This is a genomic window from Geodermatophilus obscurus (genome assembly GCF_900115395.1).
Taxonomy (GTDB): Bacteria; Actinomycetota; Actinomycetes; order Mycobacteriales; family Geodermatophilaceae; genus Geodermatophilus; species Geodermatophilus obscurus_B.
On record NZ_FOWE01000005.1, the window covers coordinates 303638 to 329798 of the forward strand.

Here is a 26161-nt window from a genome sequence, read left to right on the forward strand (position 1 = left end):
ACGGCGGCCGGCGCGAGGTGCCGCGTCAGCCGTGGGCGTGCAGCGGCTTGCCGGCCAGGGCCAGGTGGGCCTCGCCGAGGGCCTCGCTCTGGGTCGGGTGGGGGTGGATCAGGGCGGCGACCTCGTCGGGCAGGGCCTCCCAGTTGAAGATCAGCTGCGCCTCGGCGATGAGCTCACCCACGCGGCTGCCGACCATGTGGACGCCCACGACCGGCCCGTCCTTCTGGCGGATGAGCTTCACCGCGCCCTGGGTCTTGAGGATCTGGCTGCGGCCGTTGCCGCCGAGGTCGTAGACCAGGGTCTCGACGTCGCCGTACTTCTCGCGCGCCTGCACCTCGGTGAGGCCGACGGAGGCCACCTCGGGCTCGGAGTAGGTCACCCGCGGGACGCCGGCGTAGTCGATCGGCACGACCGGCAGGCCGGCGAGCCGCTCGGCGACGAGGATGCCCTCGCCGAAGCCGACGTGGGCCAGCTGCAGGGTGGGGATGAGGTCGCCGACGGCAGAGATGGTCGGGACGTTGGTCCGGCAGTACTCGTCGACGAGGACGTAGCCGCGGTCCATCGCCACGCCGGCCTCCTCGTAGCCCAGGCCCTGGCTGACCGGGCCGCGCCCGACGGCGACGAGGACGATCTCGGCCTCGAACTCCTTGCCGGTCTGCAGGGTGACCTTGACGCCGTTCTCGGTGTGGGCGACCGAGGACACCAGGTTGCCCAGCTCGAAGTTGATCTTGCGACGCCGGAACGCGCGCTCCAGGAGCTTCGAGGAGCTCTCGTCCTCGAGCGGGACGAGGTGCTTGAGGCCCTCGATGATGGTGACGTCGACGCCGAAGGACTTCCAGGCGCTGGCGAACTCGCAGCCGATGACGCCGCCGCCGAGGATGATCGCGGAGGTCGGTACGCGGTCGAGCGCCAGCGCCTGCTCGCTGTCGATCACGCGGACGCCGTCCAGCTCCACGCCGGGGATGCTGCGCGAGTAGGACCCGGTGGCCAGCAGGACGTGGCGGCCCTCGTAGGTCTGCCCGTTCACCGACACCGCGGTGGGGGAGACCAGCCGGCCCTCGCCCTCGACGTAGGTGATGCCGCGGCTCTTGATCAGGCCCTGCAGGCCCTTGTAGAGCCGGGCGACGACGCCGTCCTTGTAGGAGTTGACGCCGTCCATGTCGATGCCGGCGAGGGACGTCTTGACGCCGAACTGCTCGCCCTCGCGCGCCTGGTCGGCGATCTCACCGCTGTGCAGCAGGGCCTTGGTGGGGATGCAGCCCCGGTGCAGGCAGGTGCCGCCGACCTTGTCCCTCTCGATCAGGACGACCGACATGTCGAGTTCGGCGGCCCGCAGGGCTGCGGCGTACCCACCCGAGCCACCACCGAGGATGACCAGGTCGGCAGGGGTGCTGGGTGCGCTCACGACGTGCTCCTCGATGCTCTCGGCCTTCCCCGCTCGTGCGGGCGGGGGGATGGTCCGCGCTCATCCTGCCACTCCGGCGGAGTGCGGGCCGAGCGTGCCGACCAGCGGCCGGTGCGTCACCGCGGGGACCCCGCGGGCGCACCGGCCGGGCGGTGTTCAGCGCGCGACGAGGCCCTCGATCGTGGCCAGCAGCGTGCGCACCGGGACGCCGGTGCCGCCCTTGGGCGTGTACCCCCACGGCGCGCCGGTGTTGTAGCTCGGGCCGGCGATGTCGATGTGCGCCCACGGCAGCCCGGCGGGCACGAACTCGGCGAGGAAGTGCGCCCCGACGAGCATCCCGCCCATGCGGTCGGCGTTGGCGTTGACGAAGTCGGCGATCGGCGAGTCGATGCCGCGGCGCAGCTCCTCGGGCATGGGCATCGGCCACATCGGCTCGCCGCTGCGCCGGCTGGCGGCGACGACGGCGTCGCGCAGGTCGTCGCTGCCCATGACGCCGGCGGTGCGCGACCCCAGGGCGACGAGCTGCGCGCCGGTCAGCGTCGAGGTCTCCAGCAGGACGTCGGGGGAGTCCTCGGCGGCCCGTGCGATGGCGTCGGCGAGGACGACACGGCCCTCGGCGTCGGTGTTGGTGATCTCGGCCTTCTTGCCGTTGCGAAAGGTGACCACGTCGGCGGGCCGGTAGGCGGTGCCGCTGGGCAGGTTCTCCGCGATCGGCACGGTGGCGGTCACCTCGACCGGCAGGCCGAGCCGGGCGACCAGGCAGACGGTGGCGATCACGGCGGCGGCGCCGGCCATGTCGCTGGTCATGTGGTGCATGTTGGCGGCGGGCTTGATCGACAGGCCGCCGCTGTCGAAGGTGATGCCCTTGCCGACCAGCGCGATCCGCTTCTGCGCCTTCTTGCCGTTGTAGGTGAGCCGCAGCAGCCGGGGACCGCGCGCCGACCCGCCGCCGACGGCGAGGACGCCGCCGTAGCCGCCGGCGGCCAGCTCGGCCTCGCCGAGGACCTCGACCGACAGCCCGGCGGCCTTGCCCGCCGCCGCCCCGCGTGCGGCCAGCTCGGCGGGGTACAGGTCGTTGGGCGGTGTGTTGACCAGGTCGCGGACGAGGGTGACCGCCTCGGCCACCGCGCGCACGCGGGTCAGCGGCGCCTTGGCGGCCCCGGCGTCGGGGACGACCACCGTGAACTCGCGGGGCGGCGTGGGCCGGTCGGCGGGCAGGTCGGAGCGGTAGGCGGTGAACTCGTAGGCCCCCAGCAGCGCACCCTCGCCCACGGCGTGCAGGCGCTCGGCGTCGGGAGCGCCGCCGACGGCGGCCAGCAGGGTCACCACGGAGGAGCGCCCGGTGAGCGCACGGCTGGCCGCGCCGGCCGCGCGGCGCACCGCCTCGGCGGAGTAGCCACCGGTCGGCCCGGGTGCGCCGAGTCCGACGGCCGCCACGACCGGGAACGGCCCCTGGCCGAGACTCGCCACGCGGGTGACCTCGTCCTCGGAACCGCGGGCCCCGAGGGCGGCGAGCGCGGGCAGCAGCCGGCCGCCGAGCAGCCGGTCGACGGCCTCGGCGCCGGGCGTGGGCAGCGGGCCGGTGGCGCCCTTCCCGATGCCGACGACGACGGCGTCGGCGGGGGTCTTCTCGAGCGGGCGGTCGGTGGCGGTGATCGTCGGCGGCACCGCTCGATCCTAGGGGGGCCGGTCCGGCCGGTCCTGCCGGTCCTGAGGACGGCGAAGGAGCCGCCGGGCGGCCGTCGTTACGGTGCGGGGGTGACCGCGCGCACCTCACCCCTGCACGACCGGCACGTCGCGGCCGGCGCCAAGCTGGCCGACTTCGGCGGGTGGTCGATGCCCATCGAGTACGCGGGCGGCGGTGTCCTCGCCGAGCACGCCGCCGTGCGGGAGACGGTCGGCCTCTTCGACGTCTCCCACCTCGGCACCGGCACCGTCCGCGGCCCGGGTGCCGCGGCGCTCGTCGACGCCTCCCTCACCAACGACCTGGCCCGCATCGGGCCCGGCCGGGCGCAGTACACGCTGTGCTGCGTCCCCGACGGGGAGGCCGACGCCGGAGGCGTCGTCGACGACCTGATCGTCTACCTGCACGGCGACGACGACGTCCTGCTGGTGCCCAACGCCGCGAACGCGCGCGAGGTGCTCGCCCGGCTGGCCGACGCGGCGCCGCCCGCGGTCACGGTCACCGACCGGCACGGGGAGGTCGCCGTCCTGGCGGTGCAGGGACCCCGGTCGGCCGCCGTCCTGGCCGCCGCCGGACTGGCCGCCGACCTCGGCTACATGGCCTTCGCCGGTGGGGAGGGGCAGGAGGTCACCGTCTGCCGGACGGGGTACACCGGCGAGCACGGCTACGAGCTGCTCGTCGCCGCCGACCGGGCCGGCGACCTCTGGGACCGGCTGCTGGAGGCCGGGGCGGCCGAGGGCATCCGCCCGTGCGGCCTCGGCGCGCGCGACACGCTGCGCACCGAGATGGGGTACCCGCTCCACGGGCACGAGCTCTCGCGGTCGATCACCCCGAACCAGGCCCGCAGCGGATGGGCGGTGGGCTGGCGCAAGCCCGCGTTCTGGGGCCGCGACGCCCTGCTGGCCGAGCGCGAGGCCGGTCCGGCCCGCCTGCTGTGGGGGCTGCGCGCCCCCGGCCGCGGCATCCCGCGCCCGGGCATGGCCGTCCTCGACGCGGCCGGCGAGCGGGTCGGCGAGGTCACCAGCGGCACCTTCTCGCCGACCCTGCGCACGGGCATCGCGCTGGCCCTCCTCGACACCGCCGCGGAGCCGGCCGAGGGTGCCACCCTCGCCGTCGACGTGCGCGGCCGGCCGCAGCCGGTCGAGGTGGTCCGCCCGCCGTTCGTCCCCTCGCACGTCCGCTGAGCCGACGTCCGACTCCGGCGGGGTGGCCCTGGTGCGAGGTCCCGCCGGCCCGTCCCGGGCCCGCGGGGGACGGGGAGACGGGGTCCGTCGTCAGGCCTTCTTGGCGGTCTCCTTGGTCGGCTCGGGCGGGTCGGGCAGCTCGTCGGCCATGGTGGCGTTGCGCTGCCCCATCGGCACGGCGGGCCCCTCGGTGGTGTCCTCCGCCGTCTGGTGCTCGGCCTCGGAGTTGATCTCGGCGCCGAAGAGCACCAGGTAGCAGGTCACATACAGCCACAGCATGAGGACGATGACGCCGGCGATGGCGCCGTAGGTCTTGTCGTAGGACCCGAAGTTGTCCACGTAGAAGCTGAAGCCGACGCTGACCAGCGCCCAGATGACGGTGACGACGATCGCGCCGAGGCTGACCCACTTCAGCTGCGGGGCGTCGCGGTCGGGCGCGACGCGGTAGACCACCGCGAGGGACCCGGCGAAGACCCCGAGCAGCAGCACCCACCGGAATACCTGGGCCAGGACCGTGCCGACCACGCCGAGGGGCAGCGTGTCGAGCACCGCGGGCATCACCGCGACCAGCGTGAAGGTGACCAGGATGAAGACGATCGCGCCCAGGGTGAGCCCCAGAGCCAGCGCCTTGCGCTTGACGAAGGACCGCGTCTCGACCTCGTCGTAGGCGATGTTCACCGCCGTGATGACGTTCCCGGTGCCGCCCGACGCCGACCACAGCGCACCCAGGACCGAGATCGCCAGGCTGATCGACAGCGCACCGCCACTGTTCTGCGTGATGGCGGTCAGCTGGTCGCCGATCAGGTCGGCGGCGCTCGCGGGCAGCTGGGCGGACAGGCTCTCCACCTGCCGGGCGACGGTCTCCGGAGAGGCGACGAGTCCGTAGATGGAGATGGTCGCGATCAGCGCGGGGAAGATCGCGAGGAAGGCGAAGAACGCCACCCCGCCGGCGATGATCGGCATGTTGTCGGCGTTGTGCTCTGCCCAGGCCCGCTTGACGATCTGCTTCCAGCCCCGGGCCGGGATCTGTGTCGGGTTCTCGGCGTGCACGCCGGGCAGCTCGTCGTGGCCGGGCCCGCCGGGCGGGACCCGTCCGGGATCGGCCGGTCCCTCACCGCGGGCGGCGCGGCTCTCGGCCGCCTTGGCGGCCGCCCGCCGGGCCGCCTTCTCCTCGACCCGCTCCCGGATCCGGTCGACGGCGCTGTCCCGTTGCCTCGTACCGGCCATGTCCGGCCTCCCCCTGGGTGTTCCTCGGTGTCCCCGTGCGGCCGTGGCGTCAGTCGCCCGGCCAGCTCCCCGTCAGCTTGGTGAACCCGCGCGCGCCGAGCCGGTCGATCGTGGCCTTGGTCGCGGCGAACAGCGCGCCCTGGATCGCCGCGGCCAGCACGACCTCGCGCATCTTGTACTCGCTCTGCAGCGCGTCCGGGGCGTCGTCCTCCCCGGAGACGCGCTTCCAGACCTGCTTGAAGACCGCTCCGGAGACGACACCGGCGAGGATGCCGGCACCCAGGCCGAACGGGCGGTACGCCAGCTTGGCGCCCTTGCTGCTCATCGGCGCGCCTTCCTCACGGTCCGCTCGGTCCGCTTCCGGGTCTTCCGCGCCTGCCGCTTGGCGTTCTTGACGGCGGCCTGGCGCTTGGCGTCCCGAGCGGCGGCGCGGCGCGCCCGCTTGGCCTCCCGCTCGGCCTCCGCCCGCGCACGGCGGGTCTCCGCGCGGGCCTGCGCCAGCGCCGCACCGGCCCCGGTCGAGGTGGCGGCCGCACGGCGCCGCTTGCGGCGGCGGCGCCAGACGAGCAGCCCCAGCAGGCCGGCGACCGCGGCACCGGCGCCGACGACGGCCGGCGGGCTCTCGCGGTAGGTCTCGACGGCGGTGTCCTTGGCGCGGGCCGCGCCCTCCTTGGCCCGCGCGGGGACGTCGAGGCGGTGGCTGAGCTCGTCGACGGTGCGACCGAGCTGCTCGCGGGTGGCCTCGATCTCGGCCTTGATGGCGTCGGGGTCGGTCGGACCCGAGGCCGCGGCGTCGGACCCGTCGGGTCGTGAGGTACCGGACGGGGTGCTCATCGGCGCGCACTCTCCTTGACGGTCGCGATGTCGGCCTTGGTGCTGGCGATGGCCTCGGTCGGCACCGGCGGGGTGCCCTGCTGCACGTCCTTCTTGCCGATCAGCGCGAGGACGCCGGCGACGGCGAAGAGCACGACGGCCACGATCAGCGCCGCGAGCCAAGCCGGCAGGACGAGGTCGAGAGCCAGGACGGCGGTGGCGACGAGCACGCACAGGCCCAGGAAGCCGAACAGGCCGGCGCCGCCGAACAGGCCGGCACCGACGCCCAGGCGCTTGGCCTTCTGTGTCATCTCGGCCTGTGCCAGCCGGGCCTCGTCACGCACCAGGCGGGAGACCTGCTCGGTCAGCTGGCTGATCAGCTGGCCGGTCGAGGTGTCGTCGGTCGACGGGGGTGGTGGGGTGGCGCGCGAGGCGCCACCCGCGGACGGCACGGTCATCGGTCCTCCGGGGGACAGGAAGGGTCGGGGACTCCCATGCCCCTCCCGGTCGCTCCCGACACCCGCGCGGCGATCACGTGCCGGTCACGGCCGGACGTCACTAGCCTCGGCGCCATGACCTGGACCTGGCGGCTCGAGGACCCCGACGGCGCGACCATCGACCCGGCGACCCTCGGCGTCGAGGTGCCGGGGGCGGACAACCAGGGCGACGCCGAGTCCTGGCTGGGCGAGAACTGGCGCGACCTGCTCGGCCGCGGCGTCGCCACCGTGAGCCTCTTCGAGGGCGACCGGAAGGCCTACGGGCCCATGGGCCTGGCCCCCGCCTGAGGACGGGCCCCGCTGCCGGGTCCCACCGCTCGCGGCGGGACCCGGCAGCGGGGTCACCTCACCCTCTACCCGACGTTCACCCCCGGGCGGTCTTCGCGGGGTCGCGCTCCACGACGTCGCCGAGCACCTCGTCGATGCGCGCGAGGACGTCGGCCTCGAGCCGCACGCCAGCCGCCTTCACGTTGTCGTGCACCTGCTCGGGACGGGTGGCGCCGATGATCGCCGCGGCGACGTTCTCGTTCTGCAGCACCCACGCGACGGCGAGCTGGGCCATCGACAGGCCGAGGTCGTCGGCGACCGGCCGCAGGTCCTGCACGCGGGTCAGGACGTCGTCGGTCATGAACCGGCGGATGAAGCGCCCGGCCTCGGGGTCGGTGGCGCGGCTGCCGGCCGGGGGCTGCTCGCCCGGGCGGTACTTGCCGGTGAGCACGCCCTGCGCGATCGGGGACCAGACGATCTGCGAGACGCCCTCGCGCTGCGACGTGGGCACGACCTCGTCCTCGATGACGCGCCACAGCATGGAGTACTGCGGCTGGTTGCTGATCAGCTGGATGCCGAGGTCGCGGGCGAGCGCGGCGCCCGCCGCGATCTCCTCGGCCCGCCACTCCGAGACGCCGACGTAGAGGACCTTGCCGGCCCGCACCAGGTCGGCGAAGGCGGTCATCGTCTCCTCCAGCGGCACCGTCTCGTCGTAGCGGTGGGCCTGGTAGAGGTCGATGTGGTCGGTCTGCAGGCGCCGCAGCGAGGCCTCGCAGCTCTCGGTGACGTGCTTGCGCCCGAGGCCGCGGTCGTTGGGCCCGGGGCCGGTGGGCCAGTAGACCTTGGTGAAGATCTCCAGGCCCTCGCGGCGCTGCCCGGCCAGTGCGCGGCCGAGCACGGCCTCCGCCCGGGTGCCGGCGTAGACGTCGGCGGTATCGAACGTCGTGATCCCGGCGTCGAGGGACGCGTGCACGCAGGCCAGCGCGGCGTCCTCCTCGACCTGGCCACCGTGGGTGAGCCAGTTGCCGTAGGCGATCTCGGAGATGGTCAGGCCGGAACGGCCGAGGCGTCGGTACTCCACGGAGCCCGACGCTAGCCGGGGCGCGCCCCACCTGCTCAGGAGTCGTCCCGGCCCAGCCGTGCCCCCAGCCAGCCGGCCGCTGCGCGGGCGCGCTCGCGCCCGGCCACGGCGTCGACCAGGAGCACGCCGTCGAGGGCCGCCAGCAGGCCCGCGGCGGCCGCCGCCCGCTCGTGGTCGGGCACGTCCAGGCGGGGGCCCACCCACGACAGCCAGTCCTCCGCCACCCGCCGTGCCAGGTCGGCGAAGGGCTGCCGGCCGCGTGCGGCGAGCCCGGACACCTCCAGGTAGAGGCGGACGGGCGCGGCGGCGCCGGAGTCCTCGAGGGAGGCCCACAGCGCGGGCAGGAGCCGGCCCGGCGGGACGGGGCCGTCCGGGAGCGCGGCGGTCAGCCCGGTCTGCAGCTGCTCGCCCACCGCGTCGAGGACGGCGGTCAGGAGCTCGTCCCGGGTGCCGAAGTAGTACAGGAGCATCCGGTCACTGGTGCCGAGCGCCGCGGCCAGCGGACGCAGGGAGAGCGTCGCGACGCCCTCGCGCAGGACGTGTTCCACCGCGCCGGCCAGATGGGCCGCGCGTTGCCCCGAGTCCCTTGCCGCACTCATGTAGCACACGCTACATTCGCCGTGGTGTAGCGACTGCTACACCACCCCCGCGAGGAGGAGACGGCCATGCAGGAGACGACGGTGCCGACCCGGGTCGGACCGGTCCGCGTGCGGCAGACGGGCAGGGGAGGACCGGTGGTGCTCCTGGTGCACGGGCTGCTCCTGGACGGGCGGCTGTGGGACGGCGTGGTGGACGCACTGCCGGAGGACGTGCGGGTCGTCGTCCCCGACCTGCCCCTGGGTGCGCACCGGCAGGCGGTGCCCGACCGGTCGGTGCTCACTCCGGAGCACGCGGCCGGTGCGCTGCTGGACGTCCTGGACGGCGTCGACGCGCCCACCGCGGTGCTGGTCGGCAACGACACCGGGGGAGCGCTGGTCCAGCTGGCCGCGGCCGCCGCGCCGGAGCGGGTCGCGGGGCTGGTGCTCGCCGGCTGCGACGCCTTCGAGCACTTCCCGCCTCCGCTGCTGCGCCCGCTGCCGCGCGTCGTCCGGCTGCCCGGCGCCGGACGGGTCCTGCTGCGCGTCTTCGGCGTCCCCCGGCTGCTGGCCGAGCCGGGCAGGCTCAACCTCTTCACCGTGCGCGGCTTCGGCCGGCCGCTGGTCGCCGACCTGCTGGGTCCGGCGCGCACCGACCCCGCCGTGCGGGCCGACCTCACGGCGCTGATCGCGGCCGTGCGCCCGGACCCGCTGCTCGCGGCGGTCCCGGCGCTGGAGCGGCTCGGCGTCCCCGCCGCGGTCGTGTGGGGCCGGCGGGACCGCGTCTTCCCGCCCCGGGACGCCGAGCGGCTGGCCCGGGTCCTCGGCACGGAGGTCACCTGGCTCGACGACGCGCTGACCTTCGTGCCGTGGGACCGCCCGGACGCCGTCGCCCGGGCCGTGCGCGCGGTCGCCGGCGCCGCGGTGGCCTGACCGGGCCCGGCGACCCCGGCCGTCGGGCGCCGGACGCCGGGCGTCAGACCCGGGTGCCGAGCGCCACCGCGGGCTTGGGGAACCGCCAGCGGCGGATCATCGTGGCCCGGCTGGCGCCGTACCAGACCAGCCCCCGCATCCGGTGCGGCTGGTCGGGGAAGCGCTCGGCCACGGTCCGCTTGATCCGCCGGCCCAGGAGAACCGAGTCGACGATGATCAGCAGGAAGTACACGAACCAGACGAAGACGGTGTAGCTCTGCACCGCCGGGTTCGGGATGAAGTACCCGGCCAGGACCAGCGTCGCGACGGGCAGGAAGTAGCTGCCGAGGTTGCGGCGGGAGTCGACGATGTCGCGCACCAGCCGCCGCACCGGGCCGCGGTCACGCGCGGGCAGGTAGTCGTCCTCGCCGCGCGACATGCCGGCGCGGGTCTCGGTGCGGCGCAGCGCCTGCTGCTCCCGCATCCGCCGGTAGGCCTCCTTGCGGGTGGTCGGAGGCGGCGGCGGGGGACCGGGACGGCGACCCTGGGCCTCGGTCCGCTTCGGCGTGGGCCGGCCCTTGCCGCCGGCCTTCACCAGCTGCGGCTCGCTGACGGCGGCGGGGTCCGGGGCGGTCTCGGCGCGGTCCCGGCGCCCGGGCAGGCGGAGCTTCACGGTCGAGGAGTCTACGTGCGCGTGCGCACGGGGCCGACGGTCCGCGGCGCGCGCCGTACAGTGGAACAGGCTCCGCCACGGCGGTGTTGGCAGCAGCAGGGAGTGCCGCAACGGACGCCCTCGGATGTGGGAGGACAGAACATGACGGTGCAGGACACCGAGACCCCCGGCAGCACCGGCGTGCTGCTCAGCGACCCGGCAGCCTCGAAGGTCAAGGCGCTGCTGGACCAGGAGGGCCGCGACGACCTGCGTCTGCGCATCGCCGTCCAGCCCGGTGGCTGCTCCGGTCTGCGCTACCAGCTCTTCTTCGACGAGCGGTTCCTCGACGGCGACCAGACCTACGAGTTCGGTGGCGTCGAGGTCATCGTCGACCGGATGAGCGGCCCGTACCTGGGCGGCGCGGTGATCGACTTCGTCGACACCATCGAGAAGCAGGGCTTCACGATCGACAACCCCAACGCGCAGGGCTCCTGCGCGTGCGGCGACTCCTTCAGCTGACGAAGGGCCCCTCTGCCCCCGGGCAGAGGACCGCGCGTCACCGGACCGCCCGGCTCCCGAGGGAGCCGGGCCGTCCGCGTCCTCACAGCCTGACCGGGTACACCGTCTCCGGGACGTCGACGACGATCCGGTCCTCGACGAAGATCCCGTGCCACACCATGAAGACCAGCACCGACCACAGCTGACGGGCGATCCGCTTGCTCGGCACCTCCTCGGCGCGCAGCCGGTCGAGCAGCCCGAGGACGACGTCGCGGTCGAGCCACTGCTGCGTCTGGCTCTGGGTGACGACGTCGCGGGCCCAGTCGTGCAGCGGGCCGGCGAGGAAGTCCGCCGTCGGCACGGGGAAGCCGAGCTTGCGCCGGTTCATGATCCGCGGCGGCACGATCTGGCGCATCGCCTGGCGCAGCGCGTACTTGGTCGCGTCCCCGCGGCGCGGCACCCGCTGCTCGACCGGGATGGAGCTGGCGACGGCGAACACCTCGGGGTCGAGGAACGGCACCCGCAGCTCGAGGGAGTTGGCCATGGTCATCTTGTCGGCCTTGACCAGGATGTCGCCGCGCAGCCAGGTGAACAGGTCGACGTACTGCATCGCCGTCACGTCGTCGTAGCCCGCCTCGCGGGTCTGCCGGTACAGCGCCTCGGTGACCGCGACGTGCGAGAGGTCCGGGTCGCGGCCGGGCAGCAGCGCGGCGAGCTCGTCGTCGCGGAGGTTGCGGGCGTTGCCGTAGTACCGCTGCTCGAGCGGGACGGAGGCGCGACGCAGCAGGTCCTGGCCGCGTACGCCCTCGGGCAGCAGGTCGGCGATGCGGGCCATCGCCCGCCGGCCGGCCGTGGGCAGCGTCGATGCCCACGCCAGGCTGATCGGCTCGCGGTAGATGGTGTAGCCGCCGAACAGCTCGTCGGCGCCCTCGCCGGAGAGCACCACCTTCACGTGCTTGCGCGCCTCGCGGGCGACGAAGTACAGCGGCACGAGCGCGGGGTCGGCGACCGGGTCGTCGAGGTACCAGACGACCTCGGGGATGGCCGCCGCGAACTCCTCGGCGCTCACCTCGACCGGCACATGCTTCACCCCGAGGATCGACGCCGACTCCGCGGCGATCTCGATCTCCGACTGCGCCTGCCGCTGGAACCCGACCGTGAAGGTCATCAGGTCGGGGTTGTAGCGGTGCGCGAGCGCGGCGATGGCGGTGGAGTCGATGCCGCTGGAGAGGAACGAGCCGACCGTGACGTCGGCGCGCATGTGCTTGGCCACCGACTCGTCGAGGACGTCGGCGATGCGGTCGTAGAACTCCTGCTCACCGCCGGCCGGTACCGGCCGCGGCGTCCACGCCGGGTGGAAGTAGCGCGCGGTGGCCAGCTCGCCGTCGACGACGGTGAAGCTGGTGCCGCTCTCGATCCGGCGGATGCCGCGGTGCAGGGTCGCGGGCTCGGGCACGTACTGCAGCGTCAGGTAGTGCTGCAGCGAGGCCGCGTCGACACCACCGGCCGCCGCGCTGCCGCCGAGCAACTGCAGCACCGCCTTCTTCTCGGAGCTGAACACCAGCCCGCCGTCGGCCAGGCGCGCGACGAACAGCGGCTTGATGCCGAAGGGGTCGCGCGCGCCGAACGCGGTCCGGGTGTGGGTGTCCCAGATGACGAAGGAGAACATCCCGCGCAGCCGCCGGACGACGTCCTGGCCCCACAGGTGGTAGCCCGCGACGATCGTCTCGGTGTCGCCGTGCGTGGCCAGCTGCGCGCCCGCCGCGGCGAGCTCCTCGCGCAGCTCGACGTAGTTGTAGATCTCGCCGTTGAAGAGGATCCGGTAGCGGTCACCGGCGTAGGGGAGGGGCTGCGGGCTCCCCTCGACGTCGATGATCGACAGCCGGTTGAAGCCGAGGACGACGTTGTCGTCGGACCACACGGCGGTGTCGTCGGGACCGCGGTGGTGCAGGCAGTGCAGCGCCTCGCGGACGTCGTCGACGTGGGTGTCGGCCACCCGGGGCGCGTCGGTGGACAGGTAGGCCAGCAGGCCGCACATGGGCGCAGGTCTCCGGGGTGTCGGAACGGGTCCCGGCGGCAGGCCGGGACGGGGTCAGACGCGCTCGCCGGCGCGGGTCTTGCGGGTGGCGATCCGCTCGGCGACGAACGACAGGAGCGGCACCGTGCCCGCCACGAGGATGAGGACCGTCCCGCGGAGCGTCCAGCGGGCGCGCAGGGCGAGGTCGCACGCGGTGAGGAAGAAGACCGCGTAGAGCCAGCCGTGGGCGGTGCCGATGACGGCGACGGGGCCCTCGAGATCGGCGGCGTACTTGAGCGGGACGGCGACGAGGAACAGCACGGCCAGGAGGACGCCGACGACCCAGGCCATGACGCGGTAGCGCGTCAGGGCGGCGGGGACGTCCCTGCCGACGCGGCGGGCCAGCGCCCGGGGGAGCCGGGACGACGGCGCCGTCTGCTCAGCGGCCACCGGTGCTCCGCTGCCCGAGGGCGCGCTCGTTCAGCTCTGCCAGGTAGGCGTTGTAGGCGGCCAGCTCGGGGTCGCCACTGGTGTCGATCCGCGGCCGCTGGTACAGGACGACGGCGTTGCCGGGCTCGTCCTCGTCAGGGTCGCGGTGCAGCTCCTCGCGCACCATGCGCACGTAGAACCACAAGCCCATGACGCCGTAGAGCGGCCACTGCAGGGCGTAGCTCCAGTTGACCGCCCCGCCGCCGTTCTCGGCCTTGGTGAGCTGCCAGTAGCCGAGGAAGAACGTGGCGACGAACAGGGCGGCGACCAGCAGGTGCAGCAGGACCCACCGGGGGGTCAGGAGCCGCGTCCACACGCCTCCGACTCTAACCGTCCGGGACGGCGCGGCGGCGGCCGCGAGGGGGTCCGGGCCGGGTCCCGGGGGTGGGCCTCGTCACCAGCGGTGTCGCGGTCCCGTCCGACCCGCCGGTGCCCCGTCTCCCGGCGTCGGCCGCCGCGCGCGGTCGGTTAGTCTCGGTCCAGACTGTGGTCTGGCGTGAAGGCCGTGGCGGGGCGCCCGCCGGCGGCCGCGCCGCAGAGCCGTCCGGTTCCCGGACGGAGGACGAGGAGGCAGCGAGCAGTGGCTCGAGGCAGCAGGCTCGCGCGGGTCGCCGCGCTCGGTCTCCTGGGGGTGCTGGTCCTCTCCGGGTGCGACCTGAACAACGAGTTCTGGCGGTTCGGCTTCCCGGAGGGCGTGACCGAGCAGTCGGTGGGGGTCCGCCAGCTGTGGACCGGCTCGGTGATCGCGGCGCTCATCGTCGGCTTCATCGTGTGGGGCCTGATCATCTGGTCGGTGATCTTCCACCGGAAGAAGGGCGACGAGCTGCCGCGGCAGACGGCGTACAACCTCCCGCTGGAGATCGCCTACTCGATCTTCCCGTTCCTCATCATCGCCGCCCTGTTCTTCTTCACCGTCGTCGTCCAGAACGACGTCCAGGAGCGCAGCGACGAGCCCGACACCACGATCGCCGTCAACGCGTTCAAGTGGAACTGGCAGTTCGTGTACCCGGAGACCACCGGCGACGACGGCGAGCCGGTCAACACCGTCGGCTCCACCGACGAGATCCCGATCCTGGTCATGCCGGTCGACCAGGACGTCCGCTTCGAGGTCGCCTCGGCCGACGTCATCCACTCCTTCTGGGTGCCGGAGTTCCTCTTCAAGCTCGACGTCATCCCGGGCAACGAGAACGGCCGGGACAACGTCTTCGAGGTGCGCGCCAACCAGGAGGGCGCCTACGTCGGCCGCTGCGCCGAGCTGTGCGGGACCTACCACGCCTACATGAACTTCGAGGTCCGCGTGGTCAGCGGCGACGACTACGAGGCGTACCTCGACGCCCGCGAGGGCGGGCAGAACACCCGCGAGGCCCTGGAGTCGATCGGCCAGGACGGCGAGGCCACCACGACCCGCCCGTTCCGCGTGGGCGACGGGTACTACCAGCAGGCAGCCAACTGACGTGGACGGCCTCATCGACCACCCCACCGACGCTGCGCAGGGAGGACGACCGTGAAGGTCGAGGCGCTCATCTTCAACCTCATCGCGGTCTTCTGCATCGTCGCTGCCGCGGTGTACGGCATCTGGTCGCGCGAGCCGATCGGTACGACCGCCCTGGTCCTCTCGGGTGGCCTGACCGGGCTGATCGGTGGCTTCTTCTGGTTCGTCTCCCGGCGCATCGACGCCCGTCCGGAGGACCGCAAGGACGCCGAGATCGCCGAAGGAGCCGGTGAGCTGGGCTTCTTCAGCCCGGCCAGCTACTGGCCCTTCGCCATCGCGCTCGCTGCCGCCACCACCGGCCTCGGGATGGCGTTCTGGTACTACTGGCTGATCGCGCTCGGTGGGGTCGCCCTGCTCATCACCATCGGTGGCCTGCTGTTCGAGTACTACGTGGGGCAGAACGCGCAGTCCAGCTGACACACCGGCTGCCCACGAGGGCCCTCTCCCGCACCGCGGGGGAGGGCCCTCGTGCGTTCCTGCCCTTGGCAGCCGCGGCGCCGCCCGCGCCCACCGCCGGGGAGCGGCGCGGGACGCCGGCCGGTCCTGTGTCCCGCTCCGCTTCGCGGGCGCCTGCGGTCGGGTGACGGCGCCGGCCGGGGGCTCCCTGCGTCCACGGGGCGGAGCCTGTCGGGTTCGCAGGGGCCCGGTTCGTAGGGCCCCGGTTGGTATGGCCCCCGGTTCGTATGGCCCCCGGTTCGTACGGCCCCGGTCGGCACACGGCCGCAGGGCCTCGGGAGGACGCACGGGAGCCCTCAGGGGCCCGCTGAGTGGCTGCCTGCCGTGTCGCGTGCCCTGGCGGGTGGCCTGCGCCCACCGGCGGGTGCCGGCGGTGCGAGCGAGCCCTGGGCTGCCCGGCGACGGTCCGAGTGGCCGTCGCCCGGGACGTCCCCGGTGGCGCGCTCCCTGCGGCCGGTGCCGAGCCGCCCAGGGCCTCCCGCTCGATCGACGGCAACCGGTGTCGATCCCGTCACCGAGGACCGCCACTGCGGCCGGCCCCGGGCAGGGAGTCGCACGGGGCCCTGGCGGCGGGGGCGCACGGCGGAGGCCGCGGAGGAGCGGGCCGTCCGGGCGGCGCCCGCTGGTCCGCGGGCCGGCACGGACCGCGCAGGCGGCCCGGGCCCCCTGTGCCGCCATCACGCCGGACCCCGGGCCGACCAGCGGCCACGCAAGCAGCAGGGCCCCGGTGGTGATCCACCGGGGCCCTGCTGGGGTGCTGGGACGTGCTAGTCGCGCGGCTCCTGCGGCCGGCCACCCTCGGAGGGGCGTCCACCCTCGGAGGGGCGTCCACCCTCGGAGGGCCGGCCACCCTCGGAGGGCCGGCCACCCTCGGCCGGACGACCGCTGGAGGTGAGCTCCCGCTGCGGGTCGGTCGAGGCCAGGCCCCGCTCCTCGCCGGCCTGCTCGAGCTGGACCGCGGCCGGCTCTTCGATGGGCGAGAAGAACCCGCGGATGGCGCGGCGCGCGCCACCGACCTGGTTCATCTTCTTGGGCACCGGAGCGCCGCCGTAGGCGAGCGCGCCGTGGCCGTGCTCGTCGACCGGGCCGAGCGGCTGGTGCACCTCGATGAACTCACCGTGCGGCAGCCGGCGGATGACGCCGGTCTCGATGCCGTGCTCGAGCACCTCGCGGTCGTGCTGCTGGAGACCCAGGCAGATCCGGTAGGTGATCACATAGGCGATCGGCGGCAGGATGATCAGGCCGATGCGGCCGATCCAGGTCATCGCGTTGAGGCTGATGTCGAACTTGTCGGCGATGACGTCGTTGCCGCCCGAGAGGAGCAGCACCACGTAGAAGGCGAGCGCCATGACGCCCAGCGAGGTACGCACCGGCACGTCGCGCGGCCGCTGGAGCAGGTGGTGCGACGCGGTGTCGCCGGTCAGCTTGCGCTCGATGAACGGGTAGAGCGCCAGGAGCGTGAACAGGATGCCGGGCAGGACGAGGGTCGGCCAGAACAGCGCGGGGATGTTGTAGTTGCCGGGCAGGTAGATGTCCCACGCCGGGAACAGGCGCGTCGACCCGTCGAGGAACATGACGTACCAGTCGGGCTGCGACGCGGCGGACACCTGCGCGGGGTTGTACGGGCCCCACAGCCACACCGGGTTGATCTGCACCAGGCCGCCGAGGGCTGCGCAGACGCCGAAGACCACGAGCAGCAGGCCGGTCGCCTTGCCCGCGAAGGTCGGGAAGAGGCGGCTGCCCACGACGTTGTGCTCGGTCCGGCCGGGGCCGGGGAACTGGGTGTGCTTCTGCTTGACCAGGATCAGCAGGTGCACCGCGATCAGCCCCAGGATGATCGCCGGGATGAGCAGCACGTGCACGATGTAGAACCGGCCGATGATCAGGTCGCCGACGAAGTCGCCGCCGAACACCGCCCAGTGCGCCCAGGTGCCGATCACCGGGATCGACAGGATGATCGCGCTGATGATGCGAAGCCCGGTGCCCGAGAGCAGGTCGTCGGGCATCGTGTAGCCGGTCATGCCCTCCACCAGCGCCAGCACCAGCAGTGCGACACCGATGAGCCAGTTGGTCTCCCGCGGGCGCCGGAAGGCGCCGGTGAAGAAGATCCGCAGCATGTGCACGATGATCGAAGCTACGAACAGCAGCGCCGCCCAGTGGTGGATCTGCCGGATGAGCAGACCGCCGCGGACGTCGAAGGAGAGGTCGAGCGTCGACGCGTAGGCGATCGACATGTCGACGCCCCGCAGCGGCGCGTACGAGCCGTCGTAGGTGACCTCGGTCATCGACGCCTGGAAGAAGAACGTCAGGTACGTGCCGGTCAGCAGCAGGATGACGAACGAGTAGAGCGCGATCTCCCCGAGCAGGAACGACCAGTGGTCGGGGAAGACCTTGTTCAGCGTCCGGCGGAGCGGGCCGGCGACGATGAGCCGGTCGTCGACCTCGAGAGCGGCCCGGCCCGCGAGCGTCTTCGGCGCTCCCGGCGCCGTGGCGGTGCGAGCCATCAGATGCGCTCCCGGTTCCAGTAGGTGGGACCCACGGCCTCAATGTAGTCGCTGCGCGCCACGAAGAAGCCCTCGTCGTCGACTGTGATCGGCAGCTGCGGCAAGGAGCGGGTGGCGGGGCCGAAGATGGGCTTGGCGCCCTGCGTGACGTCGAACTGCGACTGGTGGCAGGGGCACAGGATCCGGCTGGTCTCCTGCTCGTACAGCGACACCGGGCAGCCGGCGTGCGTGCAGATCTTGGAGTAGGCGACGTAGTCGCCGTAGCCGAAGTCCTCCTGGCCCGCCCGCGGCACGGCCTCGGCCTGCTGCGCGGGGCGCAGCCGGATGAGCATGGTGGCCGCGTCGGACAGGTGGTTGCCGCCGGGCACGGCCGGGAAGACGGTCTCCAGCGAGCCCGGGACCTGGTCGCCGGGGCGGATCGGGGTGCCGTCGTCGCGGACGAGGCGGACGCCCTCGGCCCACTCGGTGGTGCCCAGCGGGTTCCCGCGGTTCGGGTTCTTGATGAGGCCGCCGAGCGGGGCCACCAACATGAGGCCGAGGCCACCGCCCATGAACACCAGCGAGCGGGTGAGCAGCTTGCGGCGCTTCAGGCCGGAGTTGTGCAGGCCGCCGATGAGGGTGGCGCCGGTCGTGACGCGGTCGAAGTGCGACCCGTCGTGCTTGTCCTGGACCGCCGTCTCGTGGGGGAGCAGCTTCTTGGTGTAGAGCACCAGGCCGATGCCGAAGAAGGTGAAGGCCAGGGCCATGAACAGGCCCAGCAGCGGGGTGTAGAGGGTGCTGAAGGTGCTGCTGCCCAGCTCCCACTGCCAGTCGGGCAGGAACCAGCCGGCCCCGGCGTAGACGACGCAGAAGGCGAAGGCGGACAGGCCGGCCAGGGCGAACAGGAGCCCGACCTGGCGCACCGCGCGCTTCTCCATCGGCGAGCCGGGCTCGGGACCGGGCTCGACGTGCAGGATCTCCACGCCGTCGTAGCGGGCCCCGAGCCGGTCGAGCTCCTCGGGGGGGAGCGCGGCGAGCTGCTCGGGGGTGTAGTCGTCGTCCGGGCCGCCGTACAGCGGGCCGGGCGTATCGGCGCCCCCGGTGGAGCCGGGGCGGGTGTCGTGCGTGGTCACGCCTTGCTCCCCATCCAGAAGATCCCGAACAGCAGGGCGGCGACGCCGACGACCCAGATGACCAGGCCCTCGCTCACCGGCCCGATGCGGCCGATACCGGCACCGCCCGGGTCGGGCATGTCGGTGATCGTCTGCACGTAGTTGATGATCGCCCGCTTGTCCTCGGGGGTGAGCTGGTTGTCACCGAAGACCGGCATGTTCTCCGGCCCGCTCAGCATGGCCGCGTAGATCTCGAGGTCGTTGGAGTCCTCGAGGCTGGGGGCGTACTTGCCCGAGGAGAGCGCGCCGCCCTCGCCGACGAAGTTGTGGCAGGACGAGCAGTTGAGCCGGAACAGCTCGCCGCCGGCCGCGAGGTCGCCGTCGCGCAGGTCGCCCGACGGCAGCACCGGGCCGCCGCCGTTGGCCTGCACGTAGGCCATGAGCTGGTCGATCTCCTCGTCGGAGAAGATCGCCGGCTTGTCGGGGCCCTGGGCCTGCTGGCGGACCAGCGGCATGCGGCCGGTGTGCACCTGGAAGTACACGGAGGCCTCGCCGACACCGATGAGCGACGGGCCGCGGTTGGGCACGCCCTCGAGGTTCTCGCCGTGGCAGCTGATGCAGCTGCGCTCGTACAGCTCGCGGCCGGCGGCCTCGGCGCTGGACTCGCTGCCCTCCGGGGCGGCCTGGGCCCCCGGCGCGAGCGTGGAGTACAGGGCGCCGGTGAGGACGAGGCCGGCCATGAGGCCGGCCACGTTGGCCAGGCGGCGGCGCTGCTTGGAGCGGCGCCGGGCACGGGCCGCGGCGGCCGGGGTGCCCTCGGCGGGGCGGCGCGACCAGCGGGACCGGCGTGCGCCCTCGTCGAGCTGGGTGTCGGACTGCGGGTTCGTGGTGGACACCGGTTCCCTAGCGGATCAGGTAGATCGTGGCGAAGAGCCCGACCCACACGACGTCGACGAAGTGCCAGTAGTAGGAGACCACGATCGCCGAGGTCGCCTGTGCGGGCGTGAACCGGCCCATGGTGGACCGGATGAGCACGTAGACGAAGGCCACCAGGCCGCCGATGACGTGCAGCGCGTGGAAGCCGGTCGTCAGGTAGAAGACCGAGCCGTAGGTCGAGCTCGAGATGGTGGTGCCGTGCTCGGTCACCAGGACCCGGTACTCGTTCGCCTGGGCGAGCACGAACACCAGGCCCATGACGAAGGTGATCGTGAACCACCGGCGCAGGCCGTAGACGTTGCCGCTCTCCGCCGCGAAGACGCCGATCTGGCAGGTGACCGACGAGGCCACCAGCACCAGCGTGAAGAAGAGGGCGTACGGCAGGTTCAGCTCGGTCGGTTCCGGCGGCCAGCCGTCGGTCGCGCGGGCCCGCGCGGTGAAGTACATGGCGAACAGCCCGGCGAAGAACATCAGCTCGCTGGAGAGCCAGATGATGGTGCCGACGCTGACCATGTTCGGTCGGGTCAGGGAGTGCACCCGCGAGGTGTCGAAGGTGCTGCTCGCCACGGGAGCCGTTGTCACGACACCCATCATGGCACCGGCCGCCGACGCGCACCGTCCGCGGGTGGCACGGCGTGCCCGCACCGTGACCGGGCCGAGACCGTCCCCCGGACGGGCGTCGCGTCCCGGGGACGGGACGGGGGCGGGCACTAGGCTGCCGGACGTGAGCGACGCGCCCGCGACCGTCCTGGTCTACAGCTCCCGGCCCGAGGTCCGCGAGGCCGTCCGCACCGCCGTCGGACGCCGGCCGGCACCCGACGTCGGACCCCTCACCTGGATCGAGTGCACCACCGGCCAGGACGTCGTCGACACCGTCGACGGCGGCGGTGTGGACCTGGTCGTCCTCGACGGCGAGGCGCAGCCGACCGGCGGGCTCGCGCTGTCGCGGCAGCTGGTGGTCGAGGTCGCCGACCGGCCGGCGATCTGCGTCCTCATCGCCCGCCAGCCCGACCGCTGGCTGGCCCACTGGTCGCAGGCTGACGGCACGCTGGCCCTGCCGATCGACCCGCTGACCGCCTCGCAGGTCGTCGCCGGGCTGCTGCGCGAGCACGCCGCCCGCGGCCCGCTGCGCCGTCCCGCCCGCCGGTGACCACCCGCCCCGCGGCCGGACCCACGTGGCCCGGCCTGCTGACGCGCCTGCTGGCCGGCGAGGACCTCGGCGCCGACGAGACCGCGTGGGCGATGCGCGAGGTCATGACCGGCGAGGCGACGCCCGCCCAGATCGCCGGCTTCGCCGTGGCCCTGCGCGCCAAGGGCGAGGCGCCGGCCGAGGTGTCCGGGCTCGCCGCCACGATGCTCGAGCGGGCGACGCCGGTGGAGCTCCCCCTGGCGACCGTCGACGTCGTCGGCACCGGTGGTGATGGAGCGCACACCGTCAACATCTCGACGATGGCCGCCGTCGTGACCGCGGCCGCGGGCGTCCCGGTCGCCAAGCACGGCAACCGCGCCGCCTCCTCCTCGTCCGGCGCCGCGGACGTGCTCGAGGCCCTGGGCGTCGTCATCGACCTGCCCGCCGCCGCCGTGGCCCGCTGCGTGCAGGAGGCCGGCATCGGCTTCTTCTTCGCCCCGGTCTTCCACCCGGGCTACCGGCACACCGCGGCCCCACGGCGGGAGATGGGCATCGGCACGGTGTTCAACTTCCTCGGCCCGCTCACCAACCCGGCCCGGCCGGTTGCCGCGGCGATCGGGTGCGCCGACCCGCGGATGGCGCCGGTGCTGGCCGAGGTGGTCGCGGCGCGGGGCGACCGCGCGCTGGTCTTCCGCGGCGACGACGGCCTCGACGAGCTGACGACCGCCACGACGTCGCGGGTGTGGGTGGCGCGCGGGGGCGCGGTCACCGCGGGCGTGGTCGACCCGGCCGAGCTGGGCATCGCCCCCGCCGGCCCCGACGCGCTCCGCGGTGGCGACCCGGCGCACAACGCCGACGTCTTCCGGCGGGTGGTCGGGGGCGAGCGCGGGGCCGTGCGCGACGCCGTCCTGCTCAACGCCGCCGCGGCGCTGACCGCCTTCGACAACCGGGGCGGGGACCTGACCGCCGGGCTCGCGGACGGGCTGGAGCGCGCCGCGGCCGCGGTCGACGACGGCCGCGCCGCCGCGCTGCTCGACCGCTGGGTCGAGGTCAGCCGGGCGGCTGCCGGGGCCTAGTCGCCCGGCCCCAGGCCCAGCGAGAAGGCGGCCTCGAGGTCGTGCCGCGAGTAGGCCCGGAAGGCGATGTGCGTCTCGGTCTCCAGCACACCGGCCACCTTGTTGATGCGGCCGGCGATCACCTCGGCGACCTGGTCGAACTCGCGGACCCGCACGACGGCGATGAGGTCGACCTCCCCGGCGGTCGAGTAGACCTCGCTGACGCCGTCGAGGTCGGCGATGGCGGCCGCCACCTCGGGGATCGCGTCGGTGGCGGCGTCGATCATCACGATGGCGGTGATCACGCCCGGGATGCTATCCGCGGCGCCCGGGGCCCGCCGGGCGTCACCGGCCCGCGACCACCCGCTCCGGGCGGGCGCGGGTGCCGAGCCGGCGGCCGTCGGCGAACGGGTCGCGCAGCGCCCGGCCGGCGTCCACCCGAGCGAGGAAGTCGCTGAAGCCCCCGGTGCCCGGAGCCGCGCAGGCCAGCGTGCCGTCGACCTCGACCAGCCGGGTGCCCGGCTTCTCCATCCAGCGCAGCACCAGCTCGGTCTCGTCGACCGACGCCGCGAGCCCGCCGTCGGGACCCGGGACGGTCTCGGCCGTGGCCCGCAGGCCGACGAGGGTGTCGCGCACCGAGGTGCCGAGCGGCGCGCAGCCCGCCGACACCAGCCGGCCGCGGCGCACGACCGTCAGGTGCCAGCCGCCGTCGCCGTCGGGCCGGGCGAGCACGAACTCGGGGACGGCGGCCAGGGTCTCCAGCCGCTGCCGGCGGCGGACGGCGCGCACGAGCACGGCGACCCGGTCGCGCAGCACCGCGGCGTCCTCGTAGCGCTCCTCGGCCGCCAGCCGGTCGACGCGGTCCAGCAGCGGCTCGACCAGCGCCCGCGGGTCGCCGGCCACCGCGCCGCGCAGAACCTCGGCGACCACGGCGTACTCCTCGACCGACTGGGCGCCCGTGCACGGTCCGCCGCAGCGGCCCATCCCGAACAGCGCACAGGCCGCTGTGACGATCCGCGGGGACAGCCGCGACGTGCACTGCCGCAGCGGCAGGGACTCGTGGATCGCCGCCATCGCCATGTCGGCGGCCCGCCGGTCGGCGAAGGGGCCGAGGAAGACGCCGGCCTCCGGGCGCACCCGCCGCACCGCCGACAGCCGCGGGAACGGCTCCTCGGTCAGTCGCAGCCACAGCGCCCGCTCGGGGAAGCGGGAGCGGCGGTTGTAGCGCGGCTTGTGCTCGGCGATCAGCCGCAGCTCCCGGACGGCGGCCTCGAGGTCGTGCGCGCACGGGACGGCGTCGACCCGCTGCGCCAGGGCGACCATCTCGGTCATCCGGCTGCGCTGCTCGCTGGAGGTGAAGTAGCTGCGCACGCGGGTGCGCAGGTCGTTGCTGGTGCCCACGTACAGCGGCTCGTCGCGCGGCCCGCGGAAGACGTAGACGCCGGGGCCGTGCGGGACCGACTCGGCGAGGTGGCGCTTGCGGCGGCGCTCGGGGTCCACCTGGCGGGTCAGGCCGGCGAGCTCCTCCAGCGACGTCACGCCGAGCGGGCCGAGCCGCTCGAACAGGCCGTGGAGGACGTCGACGGTGGCACGGGCGTCGTCGAGGGCGCGGTGGCACGGCGACGTCGTGGCGGAGAAGAACGGCGCGAGGGTGGCCAGCTTGCAGTTGGGCACCTCGTCGCGGGAGAGCAGTCGGCGGGCGAGGACGGCGGTGTCGACGGAGGCGGCCGCCGGCCACGCCGTGCCGGTCTGCTCGCAGGCGGCCTTGAGGAAACCGAGGTCGAAGGGGGCGTTGTGCGCCACCAGGACGGCGCCGCGGGCGAACTCCAGGAACGCCGGCATGACGGCGTCGATGCGCGGGGCGGTGGCCACCATCGCCGTCGTGATGCCGGTGAGCACGCTGATGTAGGGCGGCACCTCGCACCCGGGGTCGACCAGCGTCTGGAACTCGCCGAGCACCTCCCCGCCGCGGACCCTGACGGCGCCGATCTCGGTGATCGCGCAGTCCTTGGGCGAGCCCCCGGTGGTCTCGAGGTCGACGACGACGAAGGTGACGCCGGCCAGCGGCGTGCCGAGCTCGTCGATCGTGCCCTGGACGTAGGGGACCGGTTCGTGGGTGCCCGGCTCGTGCGGGCCCGGCCCGTGGCCGGCGGTACGGGTGCGGGGGAGCGGGCGGTCGCCGTGGGCGGGTGCCTGCTCGTGTCGCGGACGCCGGGACCCGGCGTCACTCGCGGGGAAGAGCACGGCGGGACGGTAGGCCGGGGGTCGGACAGTCCCGGGAGGCGGGCCGCCGCGTCGGCGCGCCGCGCCGCGACGCGCCGCCGCCCCGGCCCGGGAGGAGGACCCGCGCCCGTACCGGTTGCGGGCGCGGCGCGGCGCGGACGACGATCCCCGGGCGGACCGGGGGTCCGGTCCGGCGGGGGTGGTCCGATGCGCGCGCGTTCACGGTGGCGCCCGTGGCGCCGCGCCGCGCCCCTGCTGGTCGCCGTCTCGCTCCTCGTCGTCCTGCCCCTGGCCGGCCCGGCGTCCGCCGAGCCCAGCGACCAGCCCGGCGGCACCAGCGGCGTCCTGGACAGCGAGGCCCTCGACCGCCTGCAGGAGCGTGCCGCCGAGGTGCAGGCCGACCTGCGGCAGCGGCAGGCCGAGGTGGTCGCCGTGCAGCGGGCGCTGACCGGTGCGCAGGCCGAGGCCGACGCCGCGCGGGCCGTCGTCGACGAGGCCGAGGGCGAGCTGGCGGAGCACCAGGACGAGGTCGCGCGCTACGCCTCGGCGGCCTACCGCGACGGTGGCGCGTTCTCGCCCCTGTCCGTGCTGCTCTCCGGCGGGGACCCCGGCGACCTCGCCGCCGCCCTCGGGTACCTCGACGCCGTCGACGACCACACCGCCGCGGTGCTCGCCGCGGCCGAGGAGCAGCGCCGGGCCGCGCTGGGCGACCGGGCGGCCGCCGAGGCCGCGCTCGCCACCGCGCGGGAGCGGGCCGGGGCGGTGGCCGCGCAGGTCGCCGAGCTGAAGGCCACCGCGGCCGCGGTCACCGAGGAGCTCGACGCGGCGCTCGGGGACGTCGACCGGCAGCTGGCCGACCTCCAGCAGCAGCAGGTCGACGTCAACCGGCAGACGGCGGCCAACTGGCGCGCCCACCTCGGCCAGCTCGTCGCGGCGGGGGTGGTGTCACCGCCGGCGTCGGCGCTGCTCGACCCGGTAGCCGCTCTGCCGGAGGGCCTGGTGCCGGTCGGGGCCACCGCCGGGGGTGCCCAGCCCGGCGTCGCCCAGTTCCCCCGCGAGCCCACGTCGCTGCTGGTGCTGCCGGCCGAGACGGTGGCCGCCGTCACCGCCGCGATGGAGGCGCTGGGCAGGCCCTACGCGCCCGGGACGGCCGGGCCGGACTCGTGGGACTGCGGGTCCCTGGTCTCCACCGTCTACGGCGCCGCGGGCATCGACCTGCCGGCCGACCAGGCCGGGCTGTTCGCCGTCACGGCGCCGGTCGACCCGGCCGACGTCCTGCCCGGTGACCTGGTGTTCCTCGGGACCCCCGAGTCCGGGCTGGGCCACGTCGGCATCGCACTGGACCGGGAGACGATGCTGGCCGCCGACGGGCGGGCCGGCGCGGTCGTCGTCCGCCGCCTGCCGGCCGACCAGGTGCTGCACGTCGGCCGGCCGGCGCTCGGCCCGCGCGCGGAGGTGCCCCCGCCGGGTCCCGTCGACGGGGCCCTGCGGGTGGAGTGCGGCAACACGGTGTACCCACCGAGCTCCGTCGGGGGCCGGTCCTGGGGCGGCTACCCCAACGGGCTCATCCCGCCGAGCGCGCTGTGCCCGCTGGGGGAGGGGAGCCACGCGCTGCGCTGCGACGCCGCCGCGGCCTACCGGGCGATGAGCGCGGCGTTCGCCGCGGAGCTGGGGGAGCCGCTCTGCATCACCGACTCCTACCGGACCTACGCCGGCCAGGTGCGCCTCTACGGCGAGAAGCCGGCGCTGGCCGCCGTGCCCGGCACCAGCAACCACGGCTGGGGTCTGGCGGTCGACCTCTGCGGCGGCGTCCAGACGTTCGGCACCCGCGAGTACACCTGGATGGTCGCCAACGCCGGGCGCTTCGGCTGGCTGCACCCCACCTGGGCCGACCCGGGCAACGGCCGCGAGGAGCCCTGGCACTGGGAGTACGCGGGCGGCTGACCCGGGACTGTCGGTGGCCGTCCCTAGCGT

Annotated in this window: 27 protein-coding genes; 9 read left to right on the forward strand and 18 right to left on the reverse strand. The window is 74.3% G+C overall.

Features of this window, described 5'->3' with window-relative positions; all coding sequences use genetic code 11:
• Nucleotides 1-25: 25 nt before the first annotated feature.
• Entirely contained in the window at nucleotides 26-1405 is a 1380-nt protein-coding gene (lpdA, locus tag BM165_RS12060; RefSeq protein WP_143108139.1) for a dihydrolipoyl dehydrogenase, read from the reverse strand.
• Between the two features lie 156 nt (nucleotides 1406-1561).
• Complete coding sequence (locus tag BM165_RS12065; protein WP_075013773.1) at nucleotides 1562-3073, reverse strand: leucyl aminopeptidase; 1512 nt, start codon at nucleotides 3071-3073, stop codon at nucleotides 1562-1564.
• A gap of 90 nt (nucleotides 3074-3163) precedes the next feature.
• Here BM165_RS12065 and gcvT point away from each other — a divergent pair, with 90 nt between their 5' ends.
• Complete coding sequence (gene gcvT, locus BM165_RS12070) at nucleotides 3164-4273, forward strand: glycine cleavage system aminomethyltransferase GcvT (protein WP_075013774.1); 1110 nt, start codon at nucleotides 3164-3166, stop codon at nucleotides 4271-4273.
• 90 nt (nucleotides 4274-4363) lie between these two features.
• Here the strand turns inward: gcvT and BM165_RS12075 are convergent, their stop codons facing one another.
• Genes BM165_RS12075 through BM165_RS12090 form a run of 4 tightly spaced genes read right to left on the reverse strand, consistent with a single transcriptional unit; the run spans nucleotide 4364 to nucleotide 6771 of the window.
• Nucleotides 4364-5500 (reverse strand): YihY/virulence factor BrkB family protein, encoded by a 1137-nt coding sequence (locus BM165_RS12075; RefSeq protein ID WP_075013775.1) that lies wholly within the window; start codon nucleotides 5498-5500, stop codon nucleotides 4364-4366.
• A gap of 49 nt (nucleotides 5501-5549) precedes the next feature.
• A complete protein-coding gene (locus BM165_RS12080; RefSeq protein ID WP_075013776.1) occupies nucleotides 5550-5825 on the reverse strand; it encodes a DUF4235 domain-containing protein in 276 nt (91 codons plus the stop codon).
• A complete protein-coding gene (locus BM165_RS12085) occupies nucleotides 5822-6334 on the reverse strand; it encodes a DUF3618 domain-containing protein (RefSeq protein WP_075013777.1) in 513 nt (170 codons plus the stop codon). The genes BM165_RS12080 and BM165_RS12085 overlap by 4 nt, the downstream gene beginning before the upstream one ends.
• Nucleotides 6331-6771, reverse strand: coding sequence for a phage holin family protein (locus tag BM165_RS12090; RefSeq protein WP_075013778.1), 441 nt, complete (start codon nucleotides 6769-6771; stop codon nucleotides 6331-6333). The genes BM165_RS12085 and BM165_RS12090 overlap by 4 nt, the downstream gene beginning before the upstream one ends.
• A 114-nt stretch (nucleotides 6772-6885) precedes the next feature.
• Between BM165_RS12090 and BM165_RS12095 the strand changes: the two genes are divergently transcribed.
• A complete protein-coding gene (locus BM165_RS12095) occupies nucleotides 6886-7098 on the forward strand; it encodes a hypothetical protein (protein ID WP_075013893.1) in 213 nt (70 codons plus the stop codon).
• Between the two features lie 76 nt (nucleotides 7099-7174).
• Here BM165_RS12095 and BM165_RS12100 read toward each other — a convergent pair whose 3' ends face one another.
• Together BM165_RS12100 and BM165_RS12105 are read right to left on the reverse strand one after the other, a co-directional pair.
• Complete coding sequence (locus BM165_RS12100) at nucleotides 7175-8158, reverse strand: aldo/keto reductase family protein (RefSeq protein WP_075013779.1); 984 nt, start codon at nucleotides 8156-8158, stop codon at nucleotides 7175-7177.
• 35 nt (nucleotides 8159-8193) lie between these two features.
• The gene (locus BM165_RS12105; protein ID WP_143108140.1) at nucleotides 8194-8757 is read right to left on the reverse strand and encodes a TetR/AcrR family transcriptional regulator; all 564 of its coding nucleotides are present in this window, start codon (nucleotides 8755-8757) and stop codon (nucleotides 8194-8196) included.
• 66 nt (nucleotides 8758-8823) lie between these two features.
• On the opposite strand from BM165_RS12105, the gene BM165_RS12110 reads away from it, so the two are divergent.
• Entirely contained in the window at nucleotides 8824-9666 is an 843-nt protein-coding gene (locus tag BM165_RS12110) for an alpha/beta fold hydrolase (protein ID WP_075013781.1), read from the forward strand.
• A gap of 43 nt (nucleotides 9667-9709) precedes the next feature.
• On the opposite strand, the gene BM165_RS12115 is transcribed toward BM165_RS12110, so the two are convergent.
• Nucleotides 9710-10318: a DUF3043 domain-containing protein gene (locus tag BM165_RS12115; RefSeq protein WP_075013782.1), complete on the reverse strand. Its 609-nt coding sequence runs from the start codon at nucleotides 10316-10318 to the stop codon at nucleotides 9710-9712.
• A 141-nt stretch (nucleotides 10319-10459) separates the two neighbouring features.
• Between BM165_RS12115 and BM165_RS12120 the strand changes: the two genes are divergently transcribed.
• Nucleotides 10460-10816, forward strand: a complete 357-nt coding sequence (locus BM165_RS12120; protein ID WP_075013783.1) for a HesB/IscA family protein — start codon at nucleotides 10460-10462, stop codon at nucleotides 10814-10816.
• Nucleotides 10817-10898: 82 nt separating this feature from the next.
• Here BM165_RS12120 and asnB read toward each other — a convergent pair whose 3' ends face one another.
• From asnB to BM165_RS12135, 3 genes are read right to left on the reverse strand one after another with little or no spacing between them, the layout of a single operon-like run.
• On the reverse strand, nucleotides 10899-12833 hold the full coding sequence (gene asnB / locus BM165_RS12125; RefSeq protein ID WP_075013784.1) for an asparagine synthase (glutamine-hydrolyzing): 1935 nt from the start codon (nucleotides 12831-12833) through the stop codon (nucleotides 10899-10901).
• Nucleotides 12834-12887: 54 nt separating this feature from the next.
• Nucleotides 12888-13262, reverse strand: coding sequence for a DUF3817 domain-containing protein (locus BM165_RS12130; protein WP_075013785.1), 375 nt, complete (start codon nucleotides 13260-13262; stop codon nucleotides 12888-12890).
• Nucleotides 13252-13617: a metalloprotease gene (locus BM165_RS12135; RefSeq protein WP_075013786.1), complete on the reverse strand. Its 366-nt coding sequence runs from the start codon at nucleotides 13615-13617 to the stop codon at nucleotides 13252-13254. Before BM165_RS12135 ends, BM165_RS12130 begins: the two co-directional genes overlap by 11 nt.
• 264 nt (nucleotides 13618-13881) lie before the next feature.
• Here BM165_RS12135 and ctaC point away from each other — a divergent pair, with 264 nt between their 5' ends.
• Both ctaC and BM165_RS12145 read left to right on the forward strand, forming a co-directional pair.
• Nucleotides 13882-14754, forward strand: coding sequence for an aa3-type cytochrome oxidase subunit II (ctaC, locus tag BM165_RS12140; RefSeq protein ID WP_075013787.1), 873 nt, complete (start codon nucleotides 13882-13884; stop codon nucleotides 14752-14754).
• A 51-nt stretch (nucleotides 14755-14805) separates the two neighbouring features.
• Nucleotides 14806-15210, forward strand: coding sequence for a cytochrome c oxidase subunit 4 (locus BM165_RS12145; RefSeq protein ID WP_075013788.1), 405 nt, complete (start codon nucleotides 14806-14808; stop codon nucleotides 15208-15210).
• A gap of 806 nt (nucleotides 15211-16016) precedes the next feature.
• Here the strand turns inward: BM165_RS12145 and qcrB are convergent.
• The 4 genes from qcrB to ctaE are packed head-to-tail and all read right to left on the reverse strand — an operon-like array spanning nucleotide 16017 to nucleotide 20362.
• Nucleotides 16017-17753 (reverse strand): cytochrome bc1 complex cytochrome b subunit, encoded by a 1737-nt coding sequence (qcrB, locus tag BM165_RS12150; RefSeq protein ID WP_075013789.1) that lies wholly within the window; start codon nucleotides 17751-17753, stop codon nucleotides 16017-16019.
• Nucleotides 17753-18865, reverse strand: coding sequence for a cytochrome bc1 complex Rieske iron-sulfur subunit (qcrA, locus tag BM165_RS12155; protein WP_083427279.1), 1113 nt, complete (start codon nucleotides 18863-18865; stop codon nucleotides 17753-17755). The genes qcrB and qcrA overlap by 1 nt, the downstream gene beginning before the upstream one ends.
• A complete protein-coding gene (gene qcrC, locus BM165_RS26085; RefSeq protein ID WP_075013790.1) occupies nucleotides 18862-19740 on the reverse strand; it encodes a cytochrome bc1 complex diheme cytochrome c subunit in 879 nt (292 codons plus the stop codon). The genes qcrA and qcrC overlap by 4 nt, the downstream gene beginning before the upstream one ends.
• Nucleotides 19741-19747: 7 nt before the next feature.
• Nucleotides 19748-20362 (reverse strand): aa3-type cytochrome oxidase subunit III, encoded by a 615-nt coding sequence (gene ctaE / locus BM165_RS12165; RefSeq protein ID WP_075013895.1) that lies wholly within the window; start codon nucleotides 20360-20362, stop codon nucleotides 19748-19750.
• A gap of 142 nt (nucleotides 20363-20504) precedes the next feature.
• On the opposite strand from ctaE, the gene BM165_RS12170 reads away from it, so the two are divergent.
• Both BM165_RS12170 and trpD read left to right on the forward strand, forming a co-directional pair.
• A complete protein-coding gene (locus BM165_RS12170; RefSeq protein ID WP_075013791.1) occupies nucleotides 20505-20930 on the forward strand; it encodes a hypothetical protein in 426 nt (141 codons plus the stop codon).
• Nucleotides 20927-21985, forward strand: coding sequence for an anthranilate phosphoribosyltransferase (trpD, locus tag BM165_RS12175; RefSeq protein ID WP_075013792.1), 1059 nt, complete (start codon nucleotides 20927-20929; stop codon nucleotides 21983-21985). Before BM165_RS12170 ends, trpD begins: the two co-directional genes overlap by 4 nt.
• Here the strand turns inward: trpD and BM165_RS12180 are convergent.
• The gene (locus BM165_RS12180) at nucleotides 21982-22269 is read right to left on the reverse strand and encodes an Lrp/AsnC family transcriptional regulator (RefSeq protein WP_075013793.1); all 288 of its coding nucleotides are present in this window, start codon (nucleotides 22267-22269) and stop codon (nucleotides 21982-21984) included. The genes trpD and BM165_RS12180 overlap by 4 nt on opposite strands.
• A gap of 40 nt (nucleotides 22270-22309) precedes the next feature.
• Nucleotides 22310-24208: a DEDD exonuclease domain-containing protein gene (locus tag BM165_RS12185; protein ID WP_083427280.1), complete on the reverse strand. Its 1899-nt coding sequence runs from the start codon at nucleotides 24206-24208 to the stop codon at nucleotides 22310-22312.
• Between the two features lie 186 nt (nucleotides 24209-24394).
• Between BM165_RS12185 and BM165_RS12190 the strand changes: the two genes are divergently transcribed.
• Nucleotides 24395-26131 carry a D-alanyl-D-alanine carboxypeptidase family protein gene (locus BM165_RS12190; RefSeq protein ID WP_075013794.1) on the forward strand — a complete coding sequence of 579 codons (1737 nt, stop codon included), beginning with the start codon at nucleotides 24395-24397 and terminating at the stop codon, nucleotides 26129-26131.
• Nucleotides 26132-26161: the final 30 nt, after the last annotated feature.